We start from the raw sequence: 25,378 nt of genomic DNA, 5'->3' as shown, positions 1-25,378 counted from the left end.
CTTACACAGGAAAACAGACGCGACAAGTGGTCGCAATCTCGAATTGCAAAAGACGGATAGTGGCGATGCAAAAATGCAACAGGCGGTCAGGGAGCGGAAACGCTGAGACCGAAACCCTGCATTAGCCGCCGCGTGGCGAAATCCGGCTTGCCAGAAGTGAAGACGGCAAAGTCGAAACCGTCGGGATGCTCCGCATCCTGTGGCAGCGGCACCAGATGGCGGGCCCGCCTCGCAATCGCCTCGGCGGGATCAAGCCAGTCCACCGGCCATGGCGCCAGCCGGCGGAACACATTGGCCATGAAGGGGTAATGGGTACAGGCGAGAACGACGATATCGGTGCGCTTGCCATCGCTGTCGATGAAGCAGGGTTCGATTTCGGCCAGCACCGCCTCGTCGGGCACGGGTTCACCCCTGATCCAGCTTTCCGCCATGCGCGCCAGGTTTTCAGAGCCGACGAGGCGGACATGACATTGGGTGGCGAAGGACTGGATGAGATCGCGCGTATAGGCGCGCTTGACGGTGCCCGGTGTCGCCAGCACGGAAACGAGGCCCGAACGGGTCCGCTCCGCCGCCGGTTTGATGGCGGGCACAGTGCCGACGAAGGTCATCTGCGGAAAGTGGGCGCGAAGATCGGCACCCGCGAGCGTGAAGGCCGTGTTGCAGGCGATGATGCAGACTTCCGGGCTATAGTCGTCCAGCAGCTTGCCGAAAAGCGAGAGAATACGCGCCTTCAGCGCTTCCTCCTCCCAGCCGCCATAGGGAAAACCCGCATCGTCGGCCACATAGATGAAACCGCGCTCGGGCATCAGCACGCGCGCCTCGCGCAGCACGGTCAGCCCGCCAATACCGGAATCGAACACCAGCACCGGTTTCAGCACATCGGCAGCGGCTTCAATCGTCTTCAGCATTCTCCCCTGCTCCCTCAGCCGACGGCCCCGTTGCCCTGCCCGTCTTCTTCGGCCATTGCCGCGGGAAACGGTCGAGCGAATTGATCACGCCGCGGAAAACGCTGATCTCCTGCTCGGAAAAACCGCGTCGCGACAGCACGGCGCGCAGATTGTCGACCATTTTCGGCTTTTTTTCAGCCGGATGGAAATAACCGCGCGCATCCAGCGCTTCCTCGATATGTTCGAACAGGCCGAAAACCTGTTCCTTGGTCGAAGGACGCTGCTCAACGGACTGGAAAAGCGTCTCTCCCAGATCGTCCATGCCGGATTTCATCCATTCATAGGACATCAAAAGCACGGCCTGGGCGATATTGAGCGAGGCAAAAGCGGGATTGACCGGAAATGTCACGATCTCATCGGCCAGCGCCACTTCCTCGTTGGTCAGCCCCCAGCGCTCGCGCCCGAACAGGATGCCGGTTCTTTCGCCCGTCTTGAATTTTGCCCTGAGCGTATCGGCAGCGGTGACGGGCGCACGCACCGGCTTGAACCCGTAACGCTCGCGCGCCGTCGTGGCATAAACGAAATTCAGATCCTTGATAGCCTCTTCCAGCGTCTCGAACACTTTTGTTCCGTCAATGACGTGGTCGGCCTTGGAGGCCGCGGCGCGCGCCTTCTCGCTCGGCCAACCGTCACGCGGATTGACCAGACGCAATTCGGCCAGGCCGAAATTGGCCATGGCACGCGCCACCATGCCGATATTTTCGCCAAGCTGCGGTTCGACGAGAATGATCGCCGGGCCTTCCGCCACAAGTTCAAGATCGCTGTTTGTGCCTGCCATCGTCTTTTATCCATGTGTTGAAGCGTCGCATCGATTTTCAGCCCGACGCGCTAAAGCGCGCTTCACTGGCACAGATCGACGTCAAAATCAAAGCCGGTGCGGAGAAAGCCCGGACCCGCCCCGCTGGCAAAGACGCCCCTTATTGCTCTCCCTTGATGATCGTCGCCATCTCTTCGCGCAGCGAATCCCTGCCCTCATCGCCGACTCGGTGAATATCGCTGATGACAGGGCGGCCGTCTTCCTCGACGACATCGAAATGCACTTCGTCAACCGTCGCCTTCATCTCCGCCTCATCCATGCAGGCCCAGAGTTTGAATTTCGCCGTCACGTCCGTCACGCCGTCCTTGACCGCGCCCGGCGTCACGGAAACATCGGCCAGCGGGCAGCCATCCTGCGAGTTTGTCACGACATCGTAACCGAAGGGATCGCCGGTCTCACCGCTTTCGGCCTCGTAAGCCGGCTTTTTGGACGCTTCGCGATATTGCGCGACGAAATCCTTGCTGAACAGGCTGGTCAGCATGTCCTCGTCGAAAATGTATTTCCAGTTTTCCGCATCGCCGGACCAGTTCTTGACGGTGATATCCATCACCTTCTGGACGGGATCGGCGGGACCGGCAGCGAGGGCTGCGTGGGAAAAGAGGACGGCGGCAGTCAGAAGCAGAATTTTCCGCATGGTGTGATCCCGGTAGAGGCCCAGAGACGGGCGAAGCGATTCGCCTGACTGTATTCCGGCGTTATGGTTTGGCAATGCGTAAAGCGTTATTGCGCTGCGCCAAAAAAGCGCCCCCCATGGCTTTGCCTCAGGCGCGCGCGATGCTATAGCCGCACCGGATATTTTTCCGGATACCGGCGCCATCCGGCGCCACAGCTTCGAAGGTGAGGAATTCATGGCAAAGATCAAGGTAGCCAATCCGGTCGTCGATCTCGACGGCGACGAAATGACCCGTATCATCTGGCAGCTGATCAAGGACAAGCTGATCCTGCCTTACCTCGATCTCGACATCGAATATTACGATCTCTCGGTTGAAAACCGCGACGCCACCAACGACCAGGTCACCGTTGATGCGGCACACGCCATCAAGAAGCATGGCGTCGGCATCAAATGCGCCACCATCACCCCCGATGAGCAGCGCGTCGAGGAATTCGGCCTGAAGCAGATGTGGAAGAGCCCGAACGGCACCATCCGCAACATTCTGGGCGGCGTCATCTTCCGCGAGCCGATCATCTGCAAGAACGTTCCGCGCCTCGTTCCCGGCTGGACCAAGCCGATCGTCGTCGGCCGTCACGCTTTCGGCGACCAGTACAAGGCAACCGATTTCAAGTTTCCCGGCAAGGGCAAGCTGACCATCAAGTTCGTCGGTGAAGACGGTCAGGTCATCGAAAAGGACGTCTTCGACGCTCCGAGCGCCGGCGTGGCGCTTGCCATGTACAACCTCGACGAATCCATCCGCGAATTCGCCCGCGCCTCCATGAACTATGGCCTGATGCGCAAGTGGCCGGTTTACCTTTCCACGAAGAACACCATCCTCAAGGCCTATGACGGCCGTTTCAAGGATATCTTCGAGGAAGTGTACCAGACCGAGTTCAAGGCGCAGTTCGACGAAGCCGGCATCACCTATGAGCATCGCCTGATCGACGACATGGTCGCTTCCGCGCTGAAGTGGTCCGGCGGCTACATCTGGGCCTGCAAGAACTATGACGGCGACGTACAGTCCGACACGGTCGCGCAGGGCTTCGGTTCGCTCGGCCTGATGACCTCGGTTCTTCTGTCGCCCGATGGCCGCACGGTTGAAGCCGAAGCGGCGCACGGCACGGTTACCCGCCACTACCGCCAGCACCAGAAGGGTCAGGAAACCTCCACCAACTCGATCGCCTCGATCTTCGCCTGGACCCGTGGCCTCGCCCACCGCGCCAAGCTGGACGACAATGCGGAACTCGCAAAGTTCGCAGCAACGCTCGAAACCGTCTGCGTCGACACCGTTGAAAGCGGCTTCATGACCAAGGACCTGGCCCTCCTCATCGGACCCGACCAGCCCTGGCTCTCCACCACCGCTTTCCTCGACAAGATCGACGAAAACCTCAAGAAGGCGATGGCGGCTTAAGCCTGCTTTCCCCGAGACTTCAAAACCCGGCCTCAGCGCCGGGTTTTTTATTTGCACGGTATAGAAGAAACATCAGTCCAGTAGAAACGAAATAGACAACTAGATAGCGAACAAATATCATCGAGTGCTAGAGGCGCCGAAATAGGAGAAAGAAGTCCGGCGCAATACCAGGTTTCTTTTTTGTTCACGGCACCTTGATTAGCCGTTGCACTAGGCGCAAAATTTGATTCCGCGTGTTTAGGGCCAGCACAACAATAAGACTAAGATTAAGCAGCATCTACTTGCACATAACTTGCCCGGCACAGTCAACCATTCACCGTAACATCCACGCGGCCTCAGGGAACATGCGAGGGATGTTGCGGACATAAAATGCGAAGCGCAGGCATGAAATTCTGTTGGGTTTTACACGATGCTTCGACGATTTTGCTTGGGGAGGCAAAAGCATGAGTGAATTGATCTTCTACACCAACCCCATGTCGCGCGGACGCATCGCGCGGTGGATGCTCGAGGAAGTGGGCGTTCCATACCGGACGGAAATACTGGGTTTCGAGACCTCGATGAAATCGCCCGCCTACCGGCTGATAAATCCGATGGCGAAGGTGCCCGCCATCAAACATGGCGATACCATCGTCACCGAGGCGGCGGCGATCTGCGCCTATCTCGCCGATGCCTTTCCCGGCGCGAACCTTGCACCCACACCCAAGGCGCGCGGGCTCTATTATCGCTGGATGTTTTTCGCCGCTGGCCCGCTGGAAATGGCGGTGAGCATGAAGGCGATGGGTTTCGAAGTGCCAGAGGAGAAGTTGCGCATGGCCGGCTGCGGCAGCTATGCTGATGTGATGAACACGCTTGAACGGGCCGTCAGCGAAAACCGCTTCATCGCCGGCGATCTCTTCACGGCGGCGGATGTCTATGTCGGCGCCCATGTCGGTTGGGGGCTGCAATTCGGCACCATCGAAAAACGCCCGGCCTTTCTGGAATACATGGCGCATCTCACCGATCGCGCGGCCTTCAAGCGGGCTGCCCAGCTCGACGAGGAAGCGGCGAAGGACTTGCAGGCAACCGGATAGTACGGGCCAGCCGCGCCGCTACCGATAAACCATAGCCCGCCCGAAAATCGAACATCCGATCGATCGTCGCGGCGGGTTATGTACCGGATTGGCCGAGCGGCTCCCCGACCTCTATCGCGTGCCCGTCCGGATCGTAAAAACGAAACACCCTCTGTCCCCAGGCCTGCTGTTCGAGAGGATGGATAAGCTCGACATGCGGCGCAATGTTTTGAAAAGCCGCATCGACATCCGCGTGTTCGAAATAAAGCAGCATATTTCGCCGGCCATAGGGTTCTTCCATGCCGGACGACGTGCCCCAGACAGTCTCCGCAAGCGACCGCCCCTCGTGGATTGCAAAGCCGCTTTCAAAGAGGACGAAGTTTCCGAAATCCTCGACAATCTTCAGGCCGAGCCTGTCACGATAAAACGCCTTCGAGCGGCCGATATCGCGCACGAAAGGAATAGGATTTACAAAGCGCATCGCCTCCCTCCGTCGCGTCCTCGGCGCGCAACCATCTTGCCTTTTAAGGCGAAAACAAAAAAGGCGGGGTAAAACCCCGCCCTCTTCAATTCACGCCGATCAGGCAGCCAGCGCCGCCGCCACCGCTTCGATGGCATCCTGCGCCTTGGCGCCATCCGGGCCGCCGGCCTGCGCCATATCCGGGCGGCCGCCGCCGCCCTTGCCGCCGAGGGCGGCAGACGCGGTGCGGACGATATCGACTGCGCTGAAACGGGCCGTCAGATCTTCGGTCACGGCCGCAACAGCGCTCGCCTTGCCATCCTCGGAAACGGCGATCAGCAGCACGACACCAGAGCCAAGATTGGCCTTGGCCTCGTCGGCGAGCCCCTTCAAATCCTTGGCATCGATGCCGGACATTGATTTTGCCAGGAAGTTGACGCCCGCGACCTGCTTGACGTCGCTTGCACCGGCATCCGCCGAGCCGCCGCCCATGGCGAGTTTGCGGCGGGCATCGGCAAGCTCACGCTCCAGCTTCTTGCGCTCGTCCAGCAGGCCTTCAACGCGCGACAGAACATCGCCCGGCTGAACCTTCAGCGACGAGGCGAGCGCTTTTACCCGCTCGTCCTGCTCCGCGAGATAAGCAAGCGCGCCCTGCCCCGTGACAGCCTCGAGACGACGAACGCCAGCACCGACGGCGCTTTCACCGAGGATGCGGATGAGACCGATCTGGCCGGTGGCGCCCACATGCGTGCCGCCACAAAGCTCGACCGAATAAGGACGGTTGGCTTTTGCGCCATGCAGGCCGGTGCCCATCGAGACGACGCGAACTTCATCGCCGTATTTCTCGCCGAACAGCGCCATAGCGCCCTCGGCAATGGCGTCATCGACGCTCATCAGACGGGTGACGACCGGCGAGTTCTGCAACACGATTTCGTTGGCCATCTCCTCGACGACCTTCAGTTCCTCGGCCGACATCGGCTTCGGGTGCGAGACGTCGAAACGCAGGCGCTCGGGCGCGACCAGCGACCCCTTCTGCGCGACATGGGTACCGAGCACTTCGCGCAGCGCCTCATGCAGCAGGTGGGTGGCGGAATGGTTGGCGCGCAGGCGCGAGCGGCGGTCATGATCGACCGTCAGCTGAACGGCGTCGCCCACCTTCAGGCCACCCTTGGAGACGGTGCCCATATGGACGAAGAGCCCTTCGCCGCGCTTCTGGGTGTCGGAAACGGCAAAGGCGCCATTATCGCCGGAGATCACGCCAGTATCGCCCATCTGGCCGCCGGACTCGCCATAAAACGGCGTCTGATTGACGACGACCTGTACGGCTTCGCCATCGGCAGCGCTTTCCACAGCCTTGCCGTCCCTGACAATCGCCTGCACGACACCTTCAGCAGTCTCCGTGTCATAACCGAGGAACTCGGTGGCGCCGAGCTTTTCCTTGAGCTCGAACCAGATCGTTTCGGTTGCCTTGTCGCCGGAACCGGCCCAGTGTGAGCGGGCTTCCGCCTTCTGACGTTCCATGGCATCGGTGAAGCCGGAAATATCGACGCCGATTTCGCGGGCGCGCAGCGCGTCCTGCGTCAGGTCGAGCGGAAAACCATAGGTGTCGTAAAGCTTGAAGGCGGTTTCGCCATCCAGCATATCGCCCTTGTGCAGGGTCGAGGTAGCGTCGGAGAGAAGAGACAGGCCGCGCTCCAGCGTCTTGCGGAAACGGGTTTCCTCGAGCTTCAGCGTTTCGGAGATCAGCGCTTCGGCGCGGACAAGCTCCGGATAGGCGCGACCCATCTGCTGCACCAGCGCCGGCAGCAGCCTGTAGATCAGCGGCTCGCGGGCGCCGAGAAGTTCGGCATGGCGCATGGCGCGGCGCATGATGCGGCGCAGAACATAACCGCGCCCTTCATTGGACGGCAGCACGCCATCGGCAATGAGGAAGGCGGATGAGCGCAGGTGATCGGCGATGACACGGTGGCTGGCGCGCTTTTCACCTTCAGCCGGCACGCCTGTCGCTTCGACGGAAGCCGCAATCAGTGCACGGAACAGGTCCGTATCGTAATTGTCATGCTTGCCCTGCAGCAGCGCAGAGATACGCTCCAGACCCATGCCGGTGTCGATCGACGGGCGCGGCAGGTCGATGCGCTCTTCCTTCGTCACCTGCTCATATTGCATGAAGACGAGGTTCCAGATTTCGATGAAGCGGTCGCCATCCTCATCCGGCGAGCCGGGCGGGCCGCCCCAGATATGATCGCCGTGATCGTAGAAGATTTCCGAACAGGGGCCGCACGGACCGGTATCGCCCATCGCCCAGAAATTGTCGCTGGTCGGGATGCGGATGATGCGGTCGTCGGAGAAACCGGCAATCTTCTTCCAGAGGTTAAAGGCCTCGTCGTCGGTGTGATAGACCGTGACCAGCAGACGGTTGCGGTCGATGCCGTATTCCTTGGTGATCAGGTTCCAGGCGTGCGTGATCGCCTCTTCCTTGAAATAATCGCCAAAGGAGAAATTGCCGAGCATTTCGAAGAAAGTGTGGTGGCGAGCGGTATAACCGACATTGTCGAGGTCGTTATGCTTGCCGCCGGCGCGCACGCATTTCTGCGCGGATGCCGCGGTGGAATAGGGACGGCTTTCCAGACCGGTAAAGACGTTCTTGAACTGCACCATGCCGGCATTGGTGAACATCAGCGTCGGATCGTTGCGCGGCACCAGCGGGCTGGAGGGCACAATCTCGTGTCCGTTCTTCTTGAAGTAGTCGAGGAAGGTCGACCGAATTTCATTTACACCGCTCATGCCCACACACCGCTCACAGCTGGAGTCCATCACTGCCATCGGAAATGATGGCTATATTGCAAAATCAATGGCTTTTATCGTCCGCATCCTGCCCTGTCCAGCCATGGAGACCGGTGAAGGCGTACCGACAAACAAAAAGGGCCACACGAGAGAAATCGCACGGCCCTTTTTGTTCAATCAATTCACATCAAGACAGGCGAACCTGCATCGAATGCGTAAAACTCAACGACAAGATCAACCCTCGTCACCGTCGCCGTCATCACCGGCATCAGGACCGCCATTCTGCAGGAAACGATCCGCAATCAGGCCGGCATTCTGGCGCAGCGCCAGTTCGATCTCGTTGGCCGTATCCGGGTTGTCGCGCAGGAAGGTCTTGGCGTTTTCACGCCCCTGCCCCAGACGCTGACTGTTATAGGAGAACCATGCGCCGGATTTCTCAACGATGCCGGCCTTCACGCCGAGATCAACCAACTCACCGGTCTTGGAAACGCCTTCGCCATACATGATGTCGAATTCCACCTGCTTGAAGGGCGGCGCCATCTTGTTCTTGACGACCTTGACGCGGGTCTGGTTGCCGACAACCTCTTCACGTTCCTTGACCGCGCCGATACGGCGGATGTCGAGACGGACGGAGGCGTAGAACTTGAGAGCGTTACCGCCGGTCGTCGTTTCCGGCGAACCGAACATGACGCCGATCTTCATGCGGATCTGGTTGATGAAGATGACCATGCACTTCGACTTGGAGATCGAAGCCGTCAGCTTGCGCAGCGCCTGGCTCATCAGACGCGCCTGAAGACCCGGCAGACTGTCACCCATCTCGCCTTCGATTTCCGCCCGCGGCGTCAGCGCCGCAACGGAGTCGACCACGAGCACGTCGACCGCGCCGGAGCGCACCAGCGTATCGGTAATCTCAAGCGCCTGCTCGCCCGTATCCGGCTGCGAGATCAGCAGGCTCTGCAGATCCACGCCAAGCTTGCGGGCATAGACCGGATCGAGCGCATGTTCGGCGTCGACGAAGGCGCAGATGCCGCCCTTCTTCTGGGCTTCCGCGATTGTCTGCAGCGCCAGCGTCGTTTTACCCGAGCTTTCCGGACCGTAAATTTCAATGATGCGCCCCTTCGGCAGACCGCCGATGCCGAGCGCGATATCCAGGCTGAGCGAACCCGTCGAAACGGTCTCCACCTCAACCACATTTTCATTGGAACCGAGCTTCATGATCGATCCCTTGCCGAACGACCGTTCGATCTGGGAGAGCGCCGCTTCCAGTGCCTTGCTTTTATCCACCGATTTATCCTCTACGAGACGCAAAGAATTTTGTGCCATCTGAACCACCTTTAGGTTATTGAAGCCGCACAGGCAATGAAGCAGTATGGAAACGGTATGTACTCTATTTGTTCTCATTTCACAAGGCTGAGCCAGCATATTGAAAACAAATAGTGATAAGTCGTTTGTTCTGCTTTCGTTTTTCTGTGCGCGGCCCATAGCCGCAAACCGGAGGCGAGGTCAGGAAGACGTCAGTTTAGGCCGAATCGTCCGGTCTTTCCATCCGCCAGAGAGGGAAACGCAAGCGTGAAGAAAATACTCGTTCTGGGCGGCGCGCATATCGACAGACGCGGCATGATCGAGACTGAAACGGCGCCGGGCGCCAGCAACCCCGGCTCGTGGATGGAAGAGGCGGGCGGCGGCGGTTTCAACGCCGCGCGCAATCTTTCCCGGCTCGGCTTTCAGGTCCGTATCATCGCGCCGCGCGGCGGCGACGTGACGGGCGAAGCGGTGGCGGAGGCTGCGCGACAGGCCGGCGTCGAAGACACGCCATTCACCTTCCTCGACCGACGCACGCCAAGCTACACCGCCATTCTGGAACGTGACGGCAACCTCGTCATCGCGCTTGCCGATATGGATCTCTACAAGCTCTTCACCCCGCGCCGCCTCAAGATACGCGCCGTGCGCGAGGCAATAACGACGAGCGATATCCTGCTCTGCGACGCCAACCTGCCTGAGGATACGCTGACGGCGCTTGGCCTCATCGCCCGCACCTGTGAAAAGCCGCTGGCGGCCATCGCGATATCGCCCGCCAAGGCGGTGAAGCTGAAACCGGCGCTCGGCGATATCGACATCCTCTTCATGAACGAAGCGGAAGCCCGCGCGCTGACCGGCGAGACTGCGGCCAATGCCCGTGACTGGCCGGACATTCTGCGCAAGGCCGGGCTTTCCGGCGGCGTCGTCACGCGCGGCGCAAGCGAAGTCGTTGCCTTCCGCGGAACGGAAAAAGCAATTCTCCATCCGCCGCTCATCCGCGAAGTCAAGGATGTCACCGGCGCGGGCGACGCCATGGCGTCCGGCTACCTCGCCGCCATCGCCGAAGGAAAGGCAATTGGAGAGGCCTTGAGAAGAGGTGCTGCGGCAGCGGCTATCACCGTGCAATCGCCCTTCGCCACCTCGCAAGACCTATCAAAAGACAGTGTCGACGCCATGTTGGGGCTTGTTCCCCAGGCTGAAATGCTGGCATGAACCCGCTTTTAAAAACTGGAACAGATGAAATGACCCGCCCAATCTCCCCGCTCATGCCCATCGTCTATTCTCAGGAAGTCGCCGCCGCCAAGCAGCGCGGCGCGCCGATCGTGGCGCTTGAATCGACCATCATCACCCACGGCATGCCCTATCCCGGCAATATCGAGATGGCGGAAAGCGTCGAACAGATCATCCGCGATCAGGGTGCGGTTCCGGCCACAATCGCGGTCATTCACGGCACCCTGCATATCGGCCTTGAGAAAGAACAGCTCGAGGCGCTGGCGAAGACCACCGACGCCATGAAGGTCTCGCGCGCCGATATCGCCTTTGCGATCGCTGAGCGCCGGACGGGCGCGACCACGGTTGCAGCGACCATGATCGCCGCCGCTCGCGCCGGCATTCGCGTTTTTGCCACCGGCGGCATCGGCGGCGTGCACAAGGGTGCTGAAGAGACCTTCGACATCTCCGCCGACCTGACCGAGCTTGCCAAGACCGGCGTGATCGTCGTGTGCGCTGGTGCAAAGGCTATCCTCGACATCCCGAAGACGCTTGAAGTCCTCGAAACCAACGGCGTGCCGGTCGTAACCTTCGGCTCGGAAGAATTCCCGGCTTTCTGGTCGCGCTCATCCGGCCTGCCGAGCCCGCTCTCGCTCAACAGCCCCGCAGCCATTGCCAATTTCCAGGCGACCCGCGAACAGCTGGGTATCGATGGCGGAATGCTGGTGGCCAATCCCGTGCCGGAAGAAGATGAAATTCCGCGCGAGGAGATGGAAATCTACATCAACCGCGCCATCTCCCACGCCGAACGCGACGAAGTGACCGGCAAGGAAGTTACCCCCTACCTGCTTGGCGACATCTTCCGACTGACGGATGGCCGCAGCCTGGAAACCAATATTGCGCTGGTGCGCAACAATGCGCAGCTTGCGGCTGAGATCGCCGTGGCGCTGAACTGAGAACACACATCTCCTCTTCGGGCCGTTCGACAGCGGACCCCAAACGGAGTGCTGTCGGGCTTTGGAGACTGGGACAAACACGTCCCCCGTCATGCTCGGGCCTGGAGTGCACCCCCAAGGTGAGACAAGGAAAATCGCGGACAGTAGTGCCTCAAGGGCGAGGATGACGTCGCGTATTTGGAAAGCTTGCATCAATGAAAATGGCCCGGAGAGCTTGCGCCTTCCGGGCCCTTGTTTTTCATCAGAACCCGATCAGTTCTGGGCGACCGGCTTCACCAGCGGCGTCACGCGGCGGATAGTGACGCGGCGATTCTGCTGTTCCGGGCCGAGCGTCTGAACCTTCAGGTAACGCTCGCCATAGCCTTGCGTTGCGAGGTTTTCCGGCGGAATGCCGTAGACATCGGTCAGCACATTTGCGACGGAGGCGGCGCGCTCGTCGGACAGAACGAGGTTGCTTTCATCCGAACCGACGGCATCGGTATGGCCTTCGATCAGGAAGGTTTCACCCGGATTTTTATCCAGCGCCTTGTTGATCGCATCAGCCACCTTGCGCAGCGAACGGGCTTGCGCCATCGGAATATCGGCGCTGCCGGTGGCGAAGGTGATGGTATCGAGGTCGATACGGCGCACCTTGTCGCGGATACGGGCCGAATACCGCACTTCATCCAGCGAATAGACCCGCTCCACCGGCTCGACCGGCGGCTGTTCCAGAAAGCGATAATAATCGCGGTCCGGATCGCTCGAAGTGTCGATGATGTAGTCCGTCACGGGAATGCGCAGGCGCATCGGCGGCAGGTCGAGGCCCGGATCGCGGTAGACGTAGTCGCGGTCGGGATCTTCCATCAGCTCCGGCGCATAGAACAGCACATATTCGCGGCCGCGATCATCGATGCGCGAGCGCTGGATCACGTCGCCATAACGGTTGCGGATCGTCACCACCTGCGTTCCGTCACGGCGCTCCACGGTTTCGCGGACACGCCGGCCGGGCAGACGCTCGTAATAGGGCTCGCCGCCATCGCGGATGAAGCGCTGGTTGTCGTCGCCGCGCACCACGACGCGGTCGCCGAATTGCAGGATGATCGGCGCATTGCGGTCACGATCACGCGGGCGGCCTTCGCGTGGCTGCCATTCGCGCACGCCTTCCGGCCGCTCATATTGCGGGCGACGGTCGACACGCTCGCCCTGCTGCGAGGTGATCGCCTCCATCTTGACGGGCGGCGGCGGAGCCTTGCCTTCGGCGGCGCCGGCGCGCTGCGCCTCCGCGTCGGAGGTCGGAACCTTCACGTCACCCACCTGTTCGCGTTCACGGCGGCGCTCCTCGCGGGTCTGGCGATTGCCGGAACGTTCCACTTCCTTGTCGCTGTCGAGAACGGCGGCGCCCTTGTCGACCGGCAGAATGACGGTATCGGCGGTCTTGGACGGGTCCTTGGCGATTGCCTTGGCCTTGTCCAGCTCTTCCTTCGTCATCGGCAGCGCTTCCGTTTGTGGAATAGCGACCTGATTGGGAACGGCTTCTCCGGCCGGTGCCTGTCCGGTTGTCGCACCGCTTGGCGGCGGCGTCGGTGTGCCCGGCAGTGGGGCTGCGGGTTCACCCTTAACCGGTGGCTGCTCTGAAGGCTGCTGGCCGGGAGCGGGGTTGGGCTGTGCTTCGGGAGCAGGCGGGCGTGCGGGCGTGGGCGCCTCTGTCGGAACCGGTGTTTCTTTCGCAGCCGGCTCGGGCGCTGCGGGTTTCTTCTCGGGCACGGGTTTTTCAGCCGGTGCCGCCTTCTGCTCCGGTGCTTTTTCTTCTACCGGCTTCTTCTCCGGCGCGGGCTTGGCCGGCTGCTCGGAATTTTCAGGCCGCGCGGCAGGCTGCTGCTCGGCGGCCGGTTCCTTCGCTGGCTCCCTGCGCGGGCGCTCGGGTCGCTGCTCGCCATCTGCGGCCGGCTGTTCAGCGCGCGCGGGCTTGCGCGGGCGTTCCTGCGGCTGCTCGGCAGGCGCTGCTTCCGGGGCTGCTTCGCGCTGGCGGGCCGGGCGCTGTTCGCCCTCGCCCTGCGGTTCCTTCGCACGCTCCGGCGTGCGGGGACGCTCCTGCGGCTGCTCGGCAGGTGCCGGTTCGGGACGCGCCTCACGCTGCTGCGGTTCTGGAGGCGCCTCGCGCTTGGGCTCGGGGCGAGGTTCGGCCGGGGCCGCCTCGCGCTTGGGCTCCGGCTCGCGCTGGGGCTCCGGCTCGCGCTGGGGCTCCGGGGCGCGCTCTTCACGCTTCGGTTCGGCAGGTTGCGCTTCTTCGGCCTGCTGACGCTTCTTCTTGAGTTCCTCTTCAGGGTTCTCCTGCGCCGGCTCTCCCTGCGCCAGGGTTATCTGGCCGGGCGCTGTTTGCGACACCGGCGCCTGAGCGCGGGCCGCGCCGGCAAAGCCTGCCGCTGCTGGCTCAACCGCAATCGCGAGAGACATGAGCGGAAAAACCACCCCGGTCAGCAATGTGTTTTTCTTTCTCAGCATCAGTGCTTCCTCATCTGCCGTCATTTTCTTTGTCGCAAGATACGCGACGTCGTGGGCCCGGCTTGGCACGCAGGCGCTGGTCAACGCCTTACACACGCTTCGGTTCCCATGATGAACAAAGCCTTCTGTACCGGAAATGAACAGATCAAGGCGTTTTCGTGGAAGCTCTGCGGCGCAAACGCGGTGACTAATATTGCAGTTGCATTTTTTGACCAACCGGATGAATAATCCCAGTCGCGCTCAGGCGGCAGGCGGTACACCGCTGCGCCCGGCGCCCATGGCGTCCGCACTGAAAACAACAACAGACCGCGGATGAACGACCAAAAGAGAGGATCGAAATGCCTATTTCCACCCGTCTGCTCGCAGCCGTATCGATAGCCGCCGTCTCGCTGTTTTCAGGGGCTGCCCTCGCGCAGGACAAGATCGTCATCGGCACCGAAGGCGCCTATCCGCCCTTCAACAATCTCGAAGCCGACGGCACGCTGACCGGCTTCGACATCGACATCGCCAAGGCTCTGTGCGAACAAATGAAGGCCGAGTGCACCTTCGTCACCAATGACTGGGACGGCATCATTCCCGCCCTTCAGGCCAAGAAGTTCGACGCCATCATCGCGTCCATGTCGATCACGCCCGAGCGTCTCGAGAAGGTCGACTTCTCCAAGAAATATTACAACACCCCGCCGGCCATCGCCGTGCCGAAGGATTCGCCGATCAAGTCCGTCGACGATCTGAAGGGCAAGGCGCTCGGCGCGCAGGGTTCCACCACCCACTCCAACTATGCGGAAAAGCATTTCCCGGATGCCGACGTGAAGATGTATCCGACCGCCGACGAATATAAGCTCGACATCGCCAATGGCCGTATCGACGCCGTCATCGACGATATCGTCGTGCTGTCGGAATGGCTGAAGACGGATGCCGGCGCCTGCTGCAAGATCCTGACGCCGCTTCCGGTCGATGTCGAGATCAACGGCAATGGCGCGGGCGTCGCCGTCCGCAAGGGTGACACGGCGCTCGCCGACAAGTTCACCGCCGCCATCGCCGCCATTCGTGCCAGCGGCAAGTATCAGGAGATCAACAAAAAATACTTCGATTTCGACGTTTACGGCGAGTAAGTCCGTTCGGCCTGTTGAAATCTCGTGGCGGAAGGGTTGCCCTTCCGCCATTTTTGTTTGAAAACGTCACGATAACAATCACGGCGGCTTAAGACCGCAGGGGAAAATTGGCATGAGCGGAGCATTTTCCGCCATAGGTGCGTTCTGGACCTATGTCTCGACACTTCTCGATCCCTTTTGCGGGCCGGTTGGTCTCTTCTCGCTTTTCGGAAACGGCACTCTCGTCGCGTGCGGCGATGCGGGCTGGGGCGATGAAATCGCCTTCGGCGTCAAGGTCACCATTTCGTTGGCGCTCGCCACCCTGCCCGTGGGGCTGCTGATCGGTTTTCTCATCGCGCTCGCCGCACAGTCGGAAGAAAAATCGCTGCGGCTGGCGACCGGCATCTACACCACCATCTTCCGCGGCCTGCCGGAACTGCTGACGCTCTTCATCGTCTATTACGGCATCCAGATGCTGCTGCAATCGGCGGCGGGTTATGTCGGCTTCACCGGTCCGGTCGAGATCAACGCCTTCGTGGCCGGCATGGTGGCGCTTTCGGTGGTGTTTTCGTCCTATGCGTCTGAAGTGCTGCTTTCCGCCTTCAAGGCCATACCGAAGGGACAATATGAGGCGGGCGCGGCGCTGGGGCTTTCGCGGGGCCGCACAATGGTGCTCATCATCATTCCGCAACTTGTCCGCATCGCCCTGCCCGGCATGACCAATCTCTGGGTCATCCTGCTGAAAGACACGTCCTATGTATCGATCATCGGCCTTGCCGATATCGTTCGCCAGACGGGCATCGCCGCCCGCGTCAGCAAGGAAGCCTTCTTCTTCTACAGCATCGCCTGCCTGCTCTACCTCATCCTCGCGCTGCTTTCCTCCATTGGCATAGGCTTCATCGATCGCTGGTCGCGCAAGTCGGAGGTGAGCAGATGAGCCACATTCAGGAACTCATCCCGCCCCGCCCCGCCCCGGCCGTCGCGGACAAGCCGCTCAATATTTCGCGCATCGTCGGCGTCGCCGTCATCACGCTCTGGCTGCTGCTCGCCGCCGCGCTGATCTTCGCCATGATCGAGGGCTGGGACTGGGACAAATTCCAGCGTTACGGACCGCGCTATATCGATGGTCTCATCACCACCATCACCCTCGTCGGCAGCTCGATCATTCTCGGCGCCATTCTTTCCGTGCCGATCGCCTTCGGCCGCATGTCGGAAAACCGCATCCTCGGCGCGCTGGCCTATGCCTATGTCTACGTCTTCCGTAGCACGCCACTTTTGGCGCAGCTTTTCCTGATCTATTACGGTCTCGGCAGTTTCCGCCAGGGGCTGGAAACCGTCGGCCTGTGGTGGTTCTTCCGCGAGGCCTGGTATTGCGGCCTGTTGTCGCTCACCCTCAACACCGCCGCCTATCAGGCCGAAATCCTGCGAGGCGCGATCCGCAGCGTACCGCGCGGCCAGCATGAGGGTGCCGCCTCGCTCGGCCTGTCGAAACTCGTCACTTTCCGCAAGATCATCCTGCCGCAGGCGCTCATCGTGGCGCTGCGTCCCTATGGCAACGAGATCATCCTGATGATCAAGGGTTCGGCCGTGGTCTCGATCGTCACGGTCTTCGACCTGATGGGTCAGACCCGTTACGCCTTCTCCCGCACCTTCGACTATCAGGCCTACCTCTGGGCCGCGATCTTCTACCTGGCGATCGTCGAAACGCTGCGGCATGTCTGGGCATGGCTGGAAGCCCGCCTGACGCGGCATCTCAAGCGCTAGCCGCAAAGTTGGCAGCACTCATCAAAAGAGGCTGCTAACATTCTGAAAAATATAACAAATTTGTGACGTATCCGTGTCTTTGGCAAGCTTGGGTTAACGATGACGTGTTCCCATATTCGATACAGCGGCAACGCTGTGATCGGCAATCATGGAAACGGGAACCGCCGTCATGAACAAGGACATGGAAATAATGCTGAGGGGCTACGGCCTCACCACCGCCCAGATATTTTATCGCCTGCCGGATCATCCGCTGGTTCTCCAGACCTATGTCTGGCAGGACTATGATCTTGCCCCGGACTTCCCCGAAATGCATGGCTTCCTCAAATTCTGGAAGGAAAAGCTCGACGGACCGCTGCACTCCGTCCGCTACGTGCACCGGCAGGTAATCTCGGCGCAGGAATGGCGCGCGCTCAAAGGGGAGTTCATCATCCACTGAGCCATCGCGCCACATAAACATTGCGCCCGTCCCCGATGCGGCTTACAGCAGACCTCAACTGAAGATGCTGACGGATAAGGCACGATGACGAAGAACAAGAAAATCGACGAAGAGGCGCTTGCCGAAGCCTATAACCGTGCGCTCGCGCTTGAAAAAGCCGGCGATGTGGACGCGGCGGTCAAGGCCTATGAAGAGGTTCTGGCCATCGATCCGGACGATCACGGCGGCGCGGCCGTGCGCATCGCCGCCATGGGCCGGGGCGAAACCCCGCCGAAAGCGCCTGACGCCTATGTCGAAACCCTGTTCGACCAGCACGCCGAAGCCTTCGAGGATATTCTTGTCGAGCAACTGGGTTACGCCGTGCCGATGATGGTGCGCCAGCGGCTGCAGACGCTGAACCTTGGCCCCTTCAAGCGCCTGCTCGATCTCGGTTGCGGCACCGGCCTCACCGGCGAAGCGTTGCGCGATATGGCAGACGACATCACCGGCATCGATATTTCCGAAAATATGGTCGAAATCGCCCACGAGAAAGACCTCTACGAGACGCTCTACGTCGCCGAAGCCGAGGATTTTCTCGAGGATAATGACGACGAGCCTTTCGACATCATCACCGCCACCGATGTGCTGCCCTATCTCGGCGCGCTGGAGCCGCTGTTTTTCGGCGCCGCCGAAAACCTCAACGCCGGTGGCCTGCTGATCTTCTCGTCGGAAACCCTGCCCGATGAAACCCTGGCCGGACGTCCCTATATGGTCGGCCCGCACCAGCGTTTCGCCCATGCGGAAACCTATGTTCGGGAAAGACTGGCGGCGACCGGTTTTGAGGTCGTTGAAGTGACCGACATCAACGTTCGCATGCAGGACGGCAATCCGACGCCCGGCCATCTGATTATCGCCAAGCTCAAAGGCTGAGGCGGCGTCGCGGCATCTTTCTTCTCTCCGCCGGGGAGAAGAAACAAGCGGCGGACGCTCGTTTCAACGCCACGTCTGCTTCTTTGCTGAATCAATATCTCATCAAGACCACCCAGCGGCTTGAAGAGATTCGATTTTCCGTCACCGAAACCCGCAAAACGAAAAATGCCCTCCCCGACTACCGGAAAGGGCATTGCTCCAAAACCGGATTGGCGGCGGATCACTCCTCGCCGGATTTTGGATTGTCCAGCAGCATGTAATCGAGCGGCAGCTCGGTCGTATATTTGATCTGCTCCATCGCAAAGGCGGAGGAGACATCGCGAATTTCGATCTTGGCGATCATGCGCTTATAGAAGGCGTCATAGGCCGCAATATCGGGCACTACCACGCGCAGCAGATAATCGACATCGCCGCTCATGCGGTAAAACTCGACGACTTCCGGAAACTCGGAAACCACCTCGGAGAAACGCTTCAGCCACTCAATGGAGTGGGAGGCTGTGCGGATGGAAACAAATACCGTGACCTTGGTATTAACCTTGACCGGATCGAGCAAGGCCACGCGCCGGCGGATGACGCCGTCTTCCTCCATCTTCTGGATACGCCGCCAACAGGGCGTCGTGGAAAGACCGACCTTTTTAGCCAGATCGGCAACGGCCAGCGTGGAATCCTCTTGCAGAATGCGCAAAATCTTACGGTCAAGGCGATCCAATGCGTCTATCCTCCTGAATTAATTTCCTTTCAATACACTAATTTTCGCAGAAAAACAGAAAATTGTTTCACTAAAGCCGCATTTCCACATATTGCCGCAGAACTGGCAGCAGTTCCGACGTGAACCACGGGTTCTTCTTCAGCCAGCCGGTATTGCGCCAGCTTGGATGCGGCAAGGGAAGAATGCCGGGACTGGAATTCGCGTGAAGATAGCTGCGCCAGTCCTGCACCGTTTCCGTCATGGTCTTGTGCCGCCTTTCCCCCAGGTGAAACGCCTGTGCATATTGGCCGATGGCGAGGATCAGCTCCACCTGCGGCATCGCCGCCATTACCCGCTCACGCCATTGCGGCGCACATTCGCGCCGGGGCGGCAGGTCGCTGCCCTTCTCGTCATAACCGGGAAAACAGAAGCCCATGGGCACGATGGCGAAACGATCCGGATCGTAGAACGTCTGCCGGTCGACGTTCAGCCATTGCCGCAGCCTGTCGCCCGAGGCGTCGTTGAACGGCAGCCCTGTTTCATGTACGCGAAGCCCCGGCGCCTGCCCGGCAATCAGGATGCGCGCCTTGGTCGACATGACGACCACCGGCCGGGGTTCGTGCGGCAGGCGATCGGCCATTCCCTTGAGCGGCTTGTCGCGACAGAGCCGACAGCGGGCGATTTCGCCGCGTAATCCGTCCAGCCCGTCATCACGCACCGGCGCTAGTTCAACCATGATCCCACCCCAGAAGATGACGGACAATGGTGAGGAAACCCGCCGGCGGCGTTTCCAGATCCGCGGCGCGATGCTCCCGCCGCCATTGCGACGGTTTTTCGAATTCTCCCGCCCAGATTCCGCGTTCCTGCCTGCGCGCTGACGCCTGCTCGCTGGAGAACTGGAAATAACCGGATGCGACGGCAAAACCCGCCGCCACCATTTCCGAGGAGACATCCCTGCCGCCGGCGGAACAATAAACGAGCAGCCGCCCATAACGGTCTCTGGAACTGCCGGAACAGGAGAAGTCCGCCACCCCGGCCAGCCTTTGCAGGACACGACGCGCCTCCTCGCCGCACGGCCAGGTTTCGCTGCCGCGCAGGCATGTCTGCGCAAGCTCGGGCGCATCGATGCCAAGCAGCCGGAAACGTTCCTCACCCATCGACAGCGTATCGCCGTCGATCACGAAGAAGCGGCCGTTATAGGTTTCGCTGTTGATCTGGTCGAGCTTGGCGGCAATCAAAATGCCGAGAAAAACCGTGGCGACGAAAAGTCCGCCATCGCGAAATGCGGAAAAACGCCTGCTCTTGCCTCCATTTCGTCTCATGTAACAACAAACCCTTGTCAGAAATGGCAAACAAATCCTTTAACGGCAGCATCTTCTTAAGATTTTGCGCGTAGTCTGCAAGCGTTCATGTCACCCTGCGTTGTAACAATGAGTAAAAGCGTCAGCACGTCCACCGACAAGATCATCGTCGACCGGTCGAAAAAACACCGCAACAAGGCGGTTTTCGACACGGTGAAGACGACGCGTGAACGCCTGCAGCAAGGGGCCGGCGCAAGCGACGCCTATGAACGCGAAATGCTGACCATGCACATCGCCGAAACCCTGCAGGGCGCGATGATCATGCCGCTTTTCATCGTGCTCGCCTCCATCATCGGCCTTTACATCACCCGCGACATCAGTCTGATCATCTGGTCGTTGATGGCGCTGAGCTTCCACGCTTTCTCTCTGCTCTTGGCCAAGCGTGCGGCAAAACAGGAAATCACGGCCGACAATCTTAAGCGCTGGAAAAGCCTCTTCCTCGGCATGCAGATCCTCATCGGCTGCGCCTGGGCGATGTTTGCGCTGACCGAACCGGTTCGCAATGACCCGACGCTCGTCCTTTTCTTCAAGGGCTCGACGCTGCTGATCGCGCTTTCGCTTACCGCCATGGCCAACTTCACGCTGCGGCGAGCAACCTTCATAACATTCCTGCCGGTGCTGGCGGCTCTCTGCATGACTTCGGCCATTTCGCGTGATCCTTTCGATGTCGGTCTCGCGCTGATGTTCGGCATGGCGATCCTCTTCTGTCATCGCATCACCAGCCGGCTTTACCAGACCAGCATCAAGCTCCTGTCCTCGCAGACGGAAAAAGACGACCTGATCGCCGAACTCGAAGTCGCCAATTCGGTGTCCGACGAGGCGCGGCGGCGTGCGGAAGAAGCCAATCTGGCGAAATCGCGCTTTCTCGCCTCCATGTCGCATGAACTCAGAACCCCGCTCAACGCCATTCTCGGCTTCTCCGAGGTCATGTCTTCAGAGGTGCTCGGTCCGCTCAACAATCCGCTCTACAAGGAATATTCCGGCGATATCCACCGCTCCGGCCAGCATCTGCTCGATCTCATCAACGAAATCCTCGACCTGTCGCGCATAGAGGCCGGCCGTTACGATCTCAACGAGGAATCCATCTCCATGCTGGAAATCGCCGAGGACTGCATCGGCATGATCCAGCTGCGCGCCCGCGCCAAGAATATCCGGATTTCCCAGCAGTTTGAAAGCAGCCTGCCGCAGGTCTGGGCCGACGAGAAATCCATCCGTCAGGTCATTCTCAACCTGCTCTCCAATGCGGTAAAATTCACCCCGCAGGGTGGCGAGATTCTGGTGAAGGCCGGCTGGACGGCGGGCGGCGGGCAATATGTTTCGATCAGGGATAACGGCCCCGGCATTCCCGAAGATGAAATTCCTGTGGTGCTGTCCGCCTTCGGTCAGGGATCGATCGCCATCAAGAGCGCGGAACAGGGAACCGGCCTTGGCCTGCCCATCGTCCAGGCCATCCTCGCCAAGCATGATGGCCAGTTCATCCTGAAATCGAAACTGCGCGAGGGCACCGAAGGCATCGCCATCCTGCCGGCAAAACGTGTGTTGCAGAGCCTGCCGGCCGTGGAAGAAACCCACGCCATCCAGCCGCGCCGCCGGTCCTTCGCATAAGGCTGAAGAGACCTTAGAAGAACAGCGTCGTCACCAGCGAATACAGCACGAAAAATCCGTTCGCCATCAACAGGCAGAAGACGGCAAAGGAGCCAAGGTCCTTGGCATGCCGTCCAACGGAGGAGATTTCCGGCGAAATGCGGTCCACCAGCTCCTCAATAGCCGTATTCAACGCCTCCACCGAAAACAGCAGCAGCATCAGCACCGTGAAAACAAGAAGATGCGCAAAGGGTGAGCCGACCGCAAGAAGCAGGGCAAGCCCGACGCCGAAGGCGAGAACCTCATGGCGAAACGCTGCCTCCTGCCACAGACGGCCAAGCCCCTGCACGGAATAACGCGCGGCGGCAAAAAGATGCCGCCAGCCTTTTTCCTTGCGAAAGACGGGTTCCGGTTTCGGGCTTTGCGGCGTCGCGTCCATCTTCGGCCTCAGTGGTCGGTGCGGGAGCTGATACGGGTGTCCACGCCCGCCGCTTCGAACGTCGCCATGCCGGAATGGCAGGCGGCGGCGGCCTTGACGATACCGGCGGCAAGCGCTGCCCCCGTGCCTTCGCCGAGACGCATACCAAGCGCCAGCAGCGGCGTCTTGCCGAGCTTTTCGACGGCGGCCAGATGGCCGGGCTCACCCGAGACATGGCCGATCAGGCAATGGTCGAGCGCCGAAGGATTGGCAGCCTTGAGGAGAGCGGCAGCAGCCGTCGCCACATAGCCGTCGATCAGCACGGGGATGCGCTGCACGCGCGCCGCAAGGATCGCACCGGCAATCGCGGCGATCTCGCGTCCGCCGAGACGGCGCATGATTTCCAGCGGATCGGACAGGTGGTCCTTGTGGAACGCCACCGCAGCCTTCACGGCGGCGATCTTGCGGGCCATGACCTCACCTTCCGAACCGGTGCCGGGACCGGTCCATTCTTCCGCCGTGCCGCCATAAAGCGCAAGATTGATCGCAGCCGCAATCGTGGTGTTGCCAATGCCCATTTCACCGACGCAGAGCAGATCGGTGCCGCCGGCAATCGCCTCCATGCCGAAGGCCATGGTGGCGGCACAGTCGCGCTCCGAAAGCGCCGGTTCGCAGGTAATGTCGCCGGTCGGATAATCCAGCGCCAGGTCGAAGATCTTCAGGCCAAGATCGTTTGCAACGCAGATCTGGTTGATTGCCGCACCGCCTGCCGCAAAATTCTCCACCATCTGCTGGGTGACGGATGTCGGATAGGGCGTAACGCCGTGCCGGGTCACGCCATGGTTGCCGGCGAAAATCGCCACCAGTGGACGGGTGACAGCGGGCGAACGGCCGGACCATGCGGCGAGCCACATGGCGATTTCTTCCAGACGTCCGAGCGAGCCGGCAGGCTTGGTCAGCTGCGCATTACGCTCCTTCGCCGCCACAAGCGCATGGGTATCCGGGCCGGGAAGCTCGCGCAGCAGCGCGCGAAAATCGTCGAAGGGCAATCCGCTCATGCTCATGATATCTGTCTCTCTCATCGCCGGGTTGGCTTTCGCATCGGCTCATGCGTCCGGAACTTGTGTTTTCCGGCAAATCGGTCTTTGTTGCGCCTCTCATAATCGCGGATGCGCCGCGGAACAACCGGAAATGCAGCGATTGCAACGGAGAGAGCATGAAGGCCGGGGATTTCATAACAGATGTCATGCATTCCGTTGCCTTTCTCAGCCGCCTGCCGGTTCCCTCGCGGTTTTTCGACAGTACCGACGGCATGTCGATGCGTCGCACTGCCCGCGCCTTTCCAGCCGCCGGCCTGCTGATCGCCCTGCCCGCCGCGTTCCTGGTGGTGGTTTTCGCCAGTTTCGCCGCGTCACCGCAGCTCACGGGCTGGCTTGTCATCGGCCTGACGGCGCTCATCACAGGCACATTGCATGAGGACGGGCTGGCCGACACGGCTGACGGTTTCGGCAGCGGCAAGGACAAGGCCCGCACCCTTGAGATCATGAAAGACAGCCGCATCGGCAGCTATGGCACCATCGCCATGGTTCTGTCCTTCGCGCTGCGGGCGACGGCACTTTCATCGCTGGTCGAGACCCTGCCGGGAAAAACCGCCGCCGCCTGCCTGATTGCCGCACTCGTCCTCAGCCGCGCCCTAATAGTGTGGCACTGGCAATCCCTGCCCGCTGCCAAAACCTCCGGCATCGCCGCAGGTGCCGGCCAGCCGGGAACAAACGAGCGCAACATCGCGCTTGTGATCGGGTTGCTGCTTTTCATCCTCTTCACGCTGCACGCCCTGCCGCTTCTGTCGATTGGCTTCGTGCTGGCGGCAGCCTTTCTGGCGGCGGCGTTTTTCGGCAGGCTCTGCGACAGAAAGATCGACGGCCATACCGGCGACACCATCGGCGCCTGCCAGCAGATCACGGAGATCGTGATTCTCGTCGCCCTTGCCCTTGCAGTGTGACGGCCTGATATAAATCATCATGGAAACACCCTGCATTCATATCTGCCGCCTCGATGAAACCATGAGCCTCTGCATCGGCTGCGGACGAACGCTGGATGAAATCGGCGGCTGGGCGGGATATAGCGACAAGAAGAGACGCGAAATCATGGCGTTGCTGCCGCAAAGACTGGCAAACCTGCCCAAGACCGCCAAGGAGACACATACCGCATGAACAGGCTGACCATCGTTCTCCTCCTGCTGGCCGTCGGCCTTGGGCTGCTTCTCATCAATCACGACGGCGGCCGGACGCTCGGCATCGACAATGATCAATTCGCCCACGTGCTTTATCTTCTGCCGATTGCCGGCCTGTTATCCGCCGGCATTCTGGCGGGAAGACGCGGCAGTTTCGGCACCGTCATCCGCCAGCTCGCTGTCTGGCTCGTCATCATTCTCGGCCTCGTCTCGCTCTATCTCTATCGCTACGACCTGCAATCCTTCGGAGACCGGCTGCTCGGCGGCCTGATACCCGGTCGCGCAGTGGTGGTGACGACGGCTGGCGGCGAGCAGGAAATCGTGCTGCATAAATCGATGAGCGGCCATTTCGAGGCGAATGTCGGCGTCGAAGGCAAGACGATCCATATGCTCGTCGATACCGGCGCAAGCTCCGTGGTGCTCGCCAATGCGGATGCGACCGCAATCGGCATCGACACCACAAACCTTCGCTATACCGTACCGGTGATGACCGCGAATGGCCGCACCGCGGCAGCGCCCGTCACACTGTCGGAAATCAACATCGGCCCGATCGTGCGACGCAACATCCCCGCCCTTGTCGCCCAGGACGGCCAATTGGGCCAGAGCCTGCTTGGCATGAGTTTCCTGTCGACGCTCGGTTCGCTGCAGATGCAGACGGATGAATTGCGGTTGCGGGATCGGTGAATTTAACCGCTGGAACAACGCCAATCATTATTTGAGACACACATGCTGATCACAAATCTATACTTCGCCGAGCGCTGAAATCAGAGAATTATGCTTATACAAATTTTCCAAACGATTGACACGCCGCCTCCGATGTGACATAGTC

General features: G+C 60.5%; 25 protein-coding genes. 13 read left to right on the top strand and 12 right to left on the bottom strand.

All coding sequences use genetic code 11. The annotated features are described in order from the left end of the window. Positions 1-86 precede the first annotated feature (86 nt). The 3 genes from murI to AGR1_RS04465 form a co-directional block, all read right to left on the bottom strand. Positions 87-908 carry a glutamate racemase gene (gene murI, locus AGR1_RS04475; protein ID WP_149146300.1) on the bottom strand — a complete coding sequence of 274 codons (822 nt, stop codon included), beginning with the start codon at positions 906-908 and terminating at the stop codon, positions 87-89. Next, on the bottom strand, positions 892-1,725 hold the full coding sequence (locus tag AGR1_RS04470) for an RNA methyltransferase (protein WP_149146299.1): 834 nt from the start codon (positions 1,723-1,725) through the stop codon (positions 892-894). The genes murI and AGR1_RS04470 overlap by 17 nt, the downstream gene beginning before the upstream one ends. 139 nt (positions 1,726-1,864) lie before the next feature. Next, the gene (locus tag AGR1_RS04465) at positions 1,865-2,398 is read right to left on the bottom strand and encodes a hypothetical protein (RefSeq protein WP_162927334.1); all 534 of its coding nucleotides are present in this window, start codon (positions 2,396-2,398) and stop codon (positions 1,865-1,867) included. 214 nt (positions 2,399-2,612) lie between these two features. Between AGR1_RS04465 and AGR1_RS04460 the strand changes: the two genes are divergently transcribed. Beyond that, entirely contained in the window at positions 2,613-3,827 is a 1,215-nt protein-coding gene (locus tag AGR1_RS04460; protein WP_077982015.1) for an NADP-dependent isocitrate dehydrogenase, read from the top strand. 443 nt (positions 3,828-4,270) lie between these two features. Next, entirely contained in the window at positions 4,271-4,897 is a 627-nt protein-coding gene (locus tag AGR1_RS04455; protein WP_080790434.1) for a glutathione S-transferase family protein, read from the top strand. A 76-nt stretch (positions 4,898-4,973) separates the two neighbouring features. On the opposite strand, the gene AGR1_RS04450 is transcribed toward AGR1_RS04455, so the two are convergent. From AGR1_RS04450 to recA, 3 genes are all read right to left on the bottom strand, one after another. After that, on the bottom strand, positions 4,974-5,357 hold the full coding sequence (locus AGR1_RS04450) for a VOC family protein (protein WP_080790433.1): 384 nt from the start codon (positions 5,355-5,357) through the stop codon (positions 4,974-4,976). 99 nt (positions 5,358-5,456) lie between these two features. Beyond that, positions 5,457-8,120 carry an alanine--tRNA ligase gene (alaS, locus tag AGR1_RS04445; RefSeq protein WP_149146298.1) on the bottom strand — a complete coding sequence of 888 codons (2,664 nt, stop codon included), beginning with the start codon at positions 8,118-8,120 and terminating at the stop codon, positions 5,457-5,459. Positions 8,121-8,354: 234 nt separating this feature from the next. Then, positions 8,355-9,443: a recombinase RecA gene (recA, locus tag AGR1_RS04440; protein ID WP_077983798.1), complete on the bottom strand. Its 1,089-nt coding sequence runs from the start codon at positions 9,441-9,443 to the stop codon at positions 8,355-8,357. A gap of 246 nt (positions 9,444-9,689) precedes the next feature. On the opposite strand from recA, the gene AGR1_RS04435 reads away from it, so the two are divergent. Both AGR1_RS04435 and AGR1_RS04430 read left to right on the top strand, forming a co-directional pair. Then, positions 9,690-10,631: a carbohydrate kinase family protein gene (locus AGR1_RS04435; protein ID WP_080790431.1), complete on the top strand. Its 942-nt coding sequence runs from the start codon at positions 9,690-9,692 to the stop codon at positions 10,629-10,631. A gap of 29 nt (positions 10,632-10,660) precedes the next feature. Then, positions 10,661-11,584 (top strand): pseudouridine-5'-phosphate glycosidase, encoded by a 924-nt coding sequence (locus tag AGR1_RS04430; RefSeq protein ID WP_149146297.1) that lies wholly within the window; start codon positions 10,661-10,663, stop codon positions 11,582-11,584. 252 nt (positions 11,585-11,836) lie between these two features. Here AGR1_RS04430 and AGR1_RS04425 read toward each other — a convergent pair whose 3' ends face one another. Beyond that, on the bottom strand, positions 11,837-14,065 hold the full coding sequence (locus AGR1_RS04425; protein WP_149146296.1) for an OmpA family protein: 2,229 nt from the start codon (positions 14,063-14,065) through the stop codon (positions 11,837-11,839). A 338-nt stretch (positions 14,066-14,403) separates the two neighbouring features. Here AGR1_RS04425 and AGR1_RS04415 point away from each other — a divergent pair, with 338 nt between their 5' ends. The 5 genes from AGR1_RS04415 (at position 14,404) to AGR1_RS04395 (ending at position 18,265) form a co-directional block, all read left to right on the top strand. Continuing rightward, on the top strand, positions 14,404-15,177 hold the full coding sequence (locus AGR1_RS04415; protein WP_080790429.1) for an ABC transporter substrate-binding protein: 774 nt from the start codon (positions 14,404-14,406) through the stop codon (positions 15,175-15,177). 112 nt (positions 15,178-15,289) lie between these two features. Then, positions 15,290-16,093, top strand: coding sequence for an ABC transporter permease (locus tag AGR1_RS04410; protein WP_080790428.1), 804 nt, complete (start codon positions 15,290-15,292; stop codon positions 16,091-16,093). Next, entirely contained in the window at positions 16,090-16,920 is an 831-nt protein-coding gene (locus tag AGR1_RS04405; protein WP_149146295.1) for an ABC transporter permease, read from the top strand. The genes AGR1_RS04410 and AGR1_RS04405 overlap by 4 nt, the downstream gene beginning before the upstream one ends. A gap of 169 nt (positions 16,921-17,089) precedes the next feature. Then, the gene (locus AGR1_RS04400) at positions 17,090-17,356 is read left to right on the top strand and encodes an usg protein (RefSeq protein WP_080792836.1); all 267 of its coding nucleotides are present in this window, start codon (positions 17,090-17,092) and stop codon (positions 17,354-17,356) included. 84 nt (positions 17,357-17,440) lie between these two features. Further along, entirely contained in the window at positions 17,441-18,265 is an 825-nt protein-coding gene (locus tag AGR1_RS04395; RefSeq protein WP_149146294.1) for a class I SAM-dependent methyltransferase, read from the top strand. 220 nt (positions 18,266-18,485) lie between these two features. Here AGR1_RS04395 and AGR1_RS04390 read toward each other — a convergent pair whose 3' ends face one another. From AGR1_RS04390 to AGR1_RS04380, 3 genes are all read right to left on the bottom strand, one after another. After that, on the bottom strand, positions 18,486-18,974 hold the full coding sequence (locus tag AGR1_RS04390) for an Lrp/AsnC family transcriptional regulator (protein WP_003507846.1): 489 nt from the start codon (positions 18,972-18,974) through the stop codon (positions 18,486-18,488). Between the two features lie 70 nt (positions 18,975-19,044). Continuing rightward, positions 19,045-19,689, bottom strand: coding sequence for a uracil-DNA glycosylase family protein (locus AGR1_RS04385; protein WP_187772038.1), 645 nt, complete (start codon positions 19,687-19,689; stop codon positions 19,045-19,047). Beyond that, the gene (locus tag AGR1_RS04380) at positions 19,682-20,275 is read right to left on the bottom strand and encodes a thermonuclease family protein (protein WP_149146293.1); all 594 of its coding nucleotides are present in this window, start codon (positions 20,273-20,275) and stop codon (positions 19,682-19,684) included. Before AGR1_RS04380 ends, AGR1_RS04385 begins: the two co-directional genes overlap by 8 nt. A gap of 108 nt (positions 20,276-20,383) precedes the next feature. On the opposite strand from AGR1_RS04380, the gene pdhS2 reads away from it, so the two are divergent. Continuing rightward, positions 20,384-21,919, top strand: coding sequence for a two-component system sensor histidine kinase PdhS2 (pdhS2, locus tag AGR1_RS04375; RefSeq protein ID WP_149146292.1), 1,536 nt, complete (start codon positions 20,384-20,386; stop codon positions 21,917-21,919). A 13-nt stretch (positions 21,920-21,932) separates the two neighbouring features. Here pdhS2 and AGR1_RS04370 read toward each other — a convergent pair whose 3' ends face one another. Next, positions 21,933-22,337: a diacylglycerol kinase gene (locus AGR1_RS04370; protein ID WP_080790424.1), complete on the bottom strand. Its 405-nt coding sequence runs from the start codon at positions 22,335-22,337 to the stop codon at positions 21,933-21,935. Between the two features lie 8 nt (positions 22,338-22,345). Further along, positions 22,346-23,380, bottom strand: coding sequence for a nicotinate-nucleotide--dimethylbenzimidazole phosphoribosyltransferase (gene cobT, locus AGR1_RS04365; RefSeq protein WP_149146291.1), 1,035 nt, complete (start codon positions 23,378-23,380; stop codon positions 22,346-22,348). A 152-nt stretch (positions 23,381-23,532) separates the two neighbouring features. Here cobT and AGR1_RS04360 point away from each other — a divergent pair, with 152 nt between their 5' ends. The 3 genes from AGR1_RS04360 to AGR1_RS04350 are packed head-to-tail and all read left to right on the top strand — an operon-like array spanning position 23,533 to position 25,233. Next, complete coding sequence (locus AGR1_RS04360) at positions 23,533-24,318, top strand: adenosylcobinamide-GDP ribazoletransferase (protein WP_149146290.1); 786 nt, start codon at positions 23,533-23,535, stop codon at positions 24,316-24,318. Positions 24,319-24,337: 19 nt separating this feature from the next. Next, complete coding sequence (locus AGR1_RS04355) at positions 24,338-24,529, top strand: DUF1289 domain-containing protein (protein WP_080790422.1); 192 nt, start codon at positions 24,338-24,340, stop codon at positions 24,527-24,529. Continuing rightward, positions 24,526-25,233, top strand: a complete 708-nt coding sequence (locus tag AGR1_RS04350; protein WP_149146289.1) for a TIGR02281 family clan AA aspartic protease — start codon at positions 24,526-24,528, stop codon at positions 25,231-25,233. Before AGR1_RS04355 ends, AGR1_RS04350 begins: the two co-directional genes overlap by 4 nt. The last annotated feature ends 145 nt before the right edge of the window (positions 25,234-25,378 follow it).

It is taken from the genome of Agrobacterium sp. B1(2019) (genome assembly GCF_008274755.1).
GTDB lineage: Bacteria > Pseudomonadota > Alphaproteobacteria > Rhizobiales > Rhizobiaceae > Agrobacterium > Agrobacterium salinitolerans.
The sequence above is the reverse complement of the archived record's forward strand: the minus strand, read 5'-3'. Positions and strand labels throughout refer to the sequence as shown.

Excerpts from the sequence above, each read along its gene's own strand:
- murI (WP_149146300.1), bottom strand. The coding sequence starts at position 908 with ATGCTGAAGACGATTGAAGCCGCTGCCGATGTGCTGAAACCGGTGCTG.
- AGR1_RS04470 (WP_149146299.1), bottom strand. The coding sequence starts at position 1,725 with ATGGCAGGCACAAACAGCGATCTTGAACTTGTGGCGGAAGGCCCGGCG.
- AGR1_RS04465 (WP_162927334.1), bottom strand. The coding sequence starts at position 2,398 with ATGCGGAAAATTCTGCTTCTGACTGCCGCCGTCCTCTTTTCCCACGCA.
- AGR1_RS04460 (WP_077982015.1), top strand. The coding sequence starts at position 2,613 with ATGGCAAAGATCAAGGTAGCCAATCCGGTCGTCGATCTCGACGGCGAC.
- AGR1_RS04455 (WP_080790434.1), top strand. The coding sequence starts at position 4,271 with ATGAGTGAATTGATCTTCTACACCAACCCCATGTCGCGCGGACGCATC.
- AGR1_RS04450 (WP_080790433.1), bottom strand. The coding sequence starts at position 5,357 with ATGCGCTTTGTAAATCCTATTCCTTTCGTGCGCGATATCGGCCGCTCG.
- alaS (WP_149146298.1), bottom strand. The coding sequence starts at position 8,120 with ATGAGCGGTGTAAATGAAATTCGGTCGACCTTCCTCGACTACTTCAAG.
- recA (WP_077983798.1), bottom strand. The coding sequence starts at position 9,443 with ATGGCACAAAATTCTTTGCGTCTCGTAGAGGATAAATCGGTGGATAAA.
- AGR1_RS04430 (WP_149146297.1), top strand. The coding sequence starts at position 10,661 with ATGACCCGCCCAATCTCCCCGCTCATGCCCATCGTCTATTCTCAGGAA.
- AGR1_RS04425 (WP_149146296.1), bottom strand. The coding sequence starts at position 14,065 with ATGCTGAGAAAGAAAAACACATTGCTGACCGGGGTGGTTTTTCCGCTC.
- AGR1_RS04415 (WP_080790429.1), top strand. The coding sequence starts at position 14,404 with ATGCCTATTTCCACCCGTCTGCTCGCAGCCGTATCGATAGCCGCCGTC.
- AGR1_RS04410 (WP_080790428.1), top strand. The coding sequence starts at position 15,290 with ATGAGCGGAGCATTTTCCGCCATAGGTGCGTTCTGGACCTATGTCTCG.
- AGR1_RS04405 (WP_149146295.1), top strand. The coding sequence starts at position 16,090 with ATGAGCCACATTCAGGAACTCATCCCGCCCCGCCCCGCCCCGGCCGTC.
- AGR1_RS04400 (WP_080792836.1), top strand. The coding sequence starts at position 17,090 with ATGAACAAGGACATGGAAATAATGCTGAGGGGCTACGGCCTCACCACC.
- AGR1_RS04395 (WP_149146294.1), top strand. The coding sequence starts at position 17,441 with ATGACGAAGAACAAGAAAATCGACGAAGAGGCGCTTGCCGAAGCCTAT.
- AGR1_RS04385 (WP_187772038.1), bottom strand. The coding sequence starts at position 19,689 with ATGGTTGAACTAGCGCCGGTGCGTGATGACGGGCTGGACGGATTACGC.
- AGR1_RS04380 (WP_149146293.1), bottom strand. The coding sequence starts at position 20,275 with ATGAGACGAAATGGAGGCAAGAGCAGGCGTTTTTCCGCATTTCGCGAT.
- pdhS2 (WP_149146292.1), top strand. The coding sequence starts at position 20,384 with ATGAGTAAAAGCGTCAGCACGTCCACCGACAAGATCATCGTCGACCGG.
- AGR1_RS04370 (WP_080790424.1), bottom strand. The coding sequence starts at position 22,337 with ATGGACGCGACGCCGCAAAGCCCGAAACCGGAACCCGTCTTTCGCAAG.
- cobT (WP_149146291.1), bottom strand. The coding sequence starts at position 23,380 with ATGAGCATGAGCGGATTGCCCTTCGACGATTTTCGCGCGCTGCTGCGC.
- AGR1_RS04360 (WP_149146290.1), top strand. The coding sequence starts at position 23,533 with ATGAAGGCCGGGGATTTCATAACAGATGTCATGCATTCCGTTGCCTTT.
- AGR1_RS04355 (WP_080790422.1), top strand. The coding sequence starts at position 24,338 with ATGGAAACACCCTGCATTCATATCTGCCGCCTCGATGAAACCATGAGC.
- AGR1_RS04350 (WP_149146289.1), top strand. The coding sequence starts at position 24,526 with ATGAACAGGCTGACCATCGTTCTCCTCCTGCTGGCCGTCGGCCTTGGG.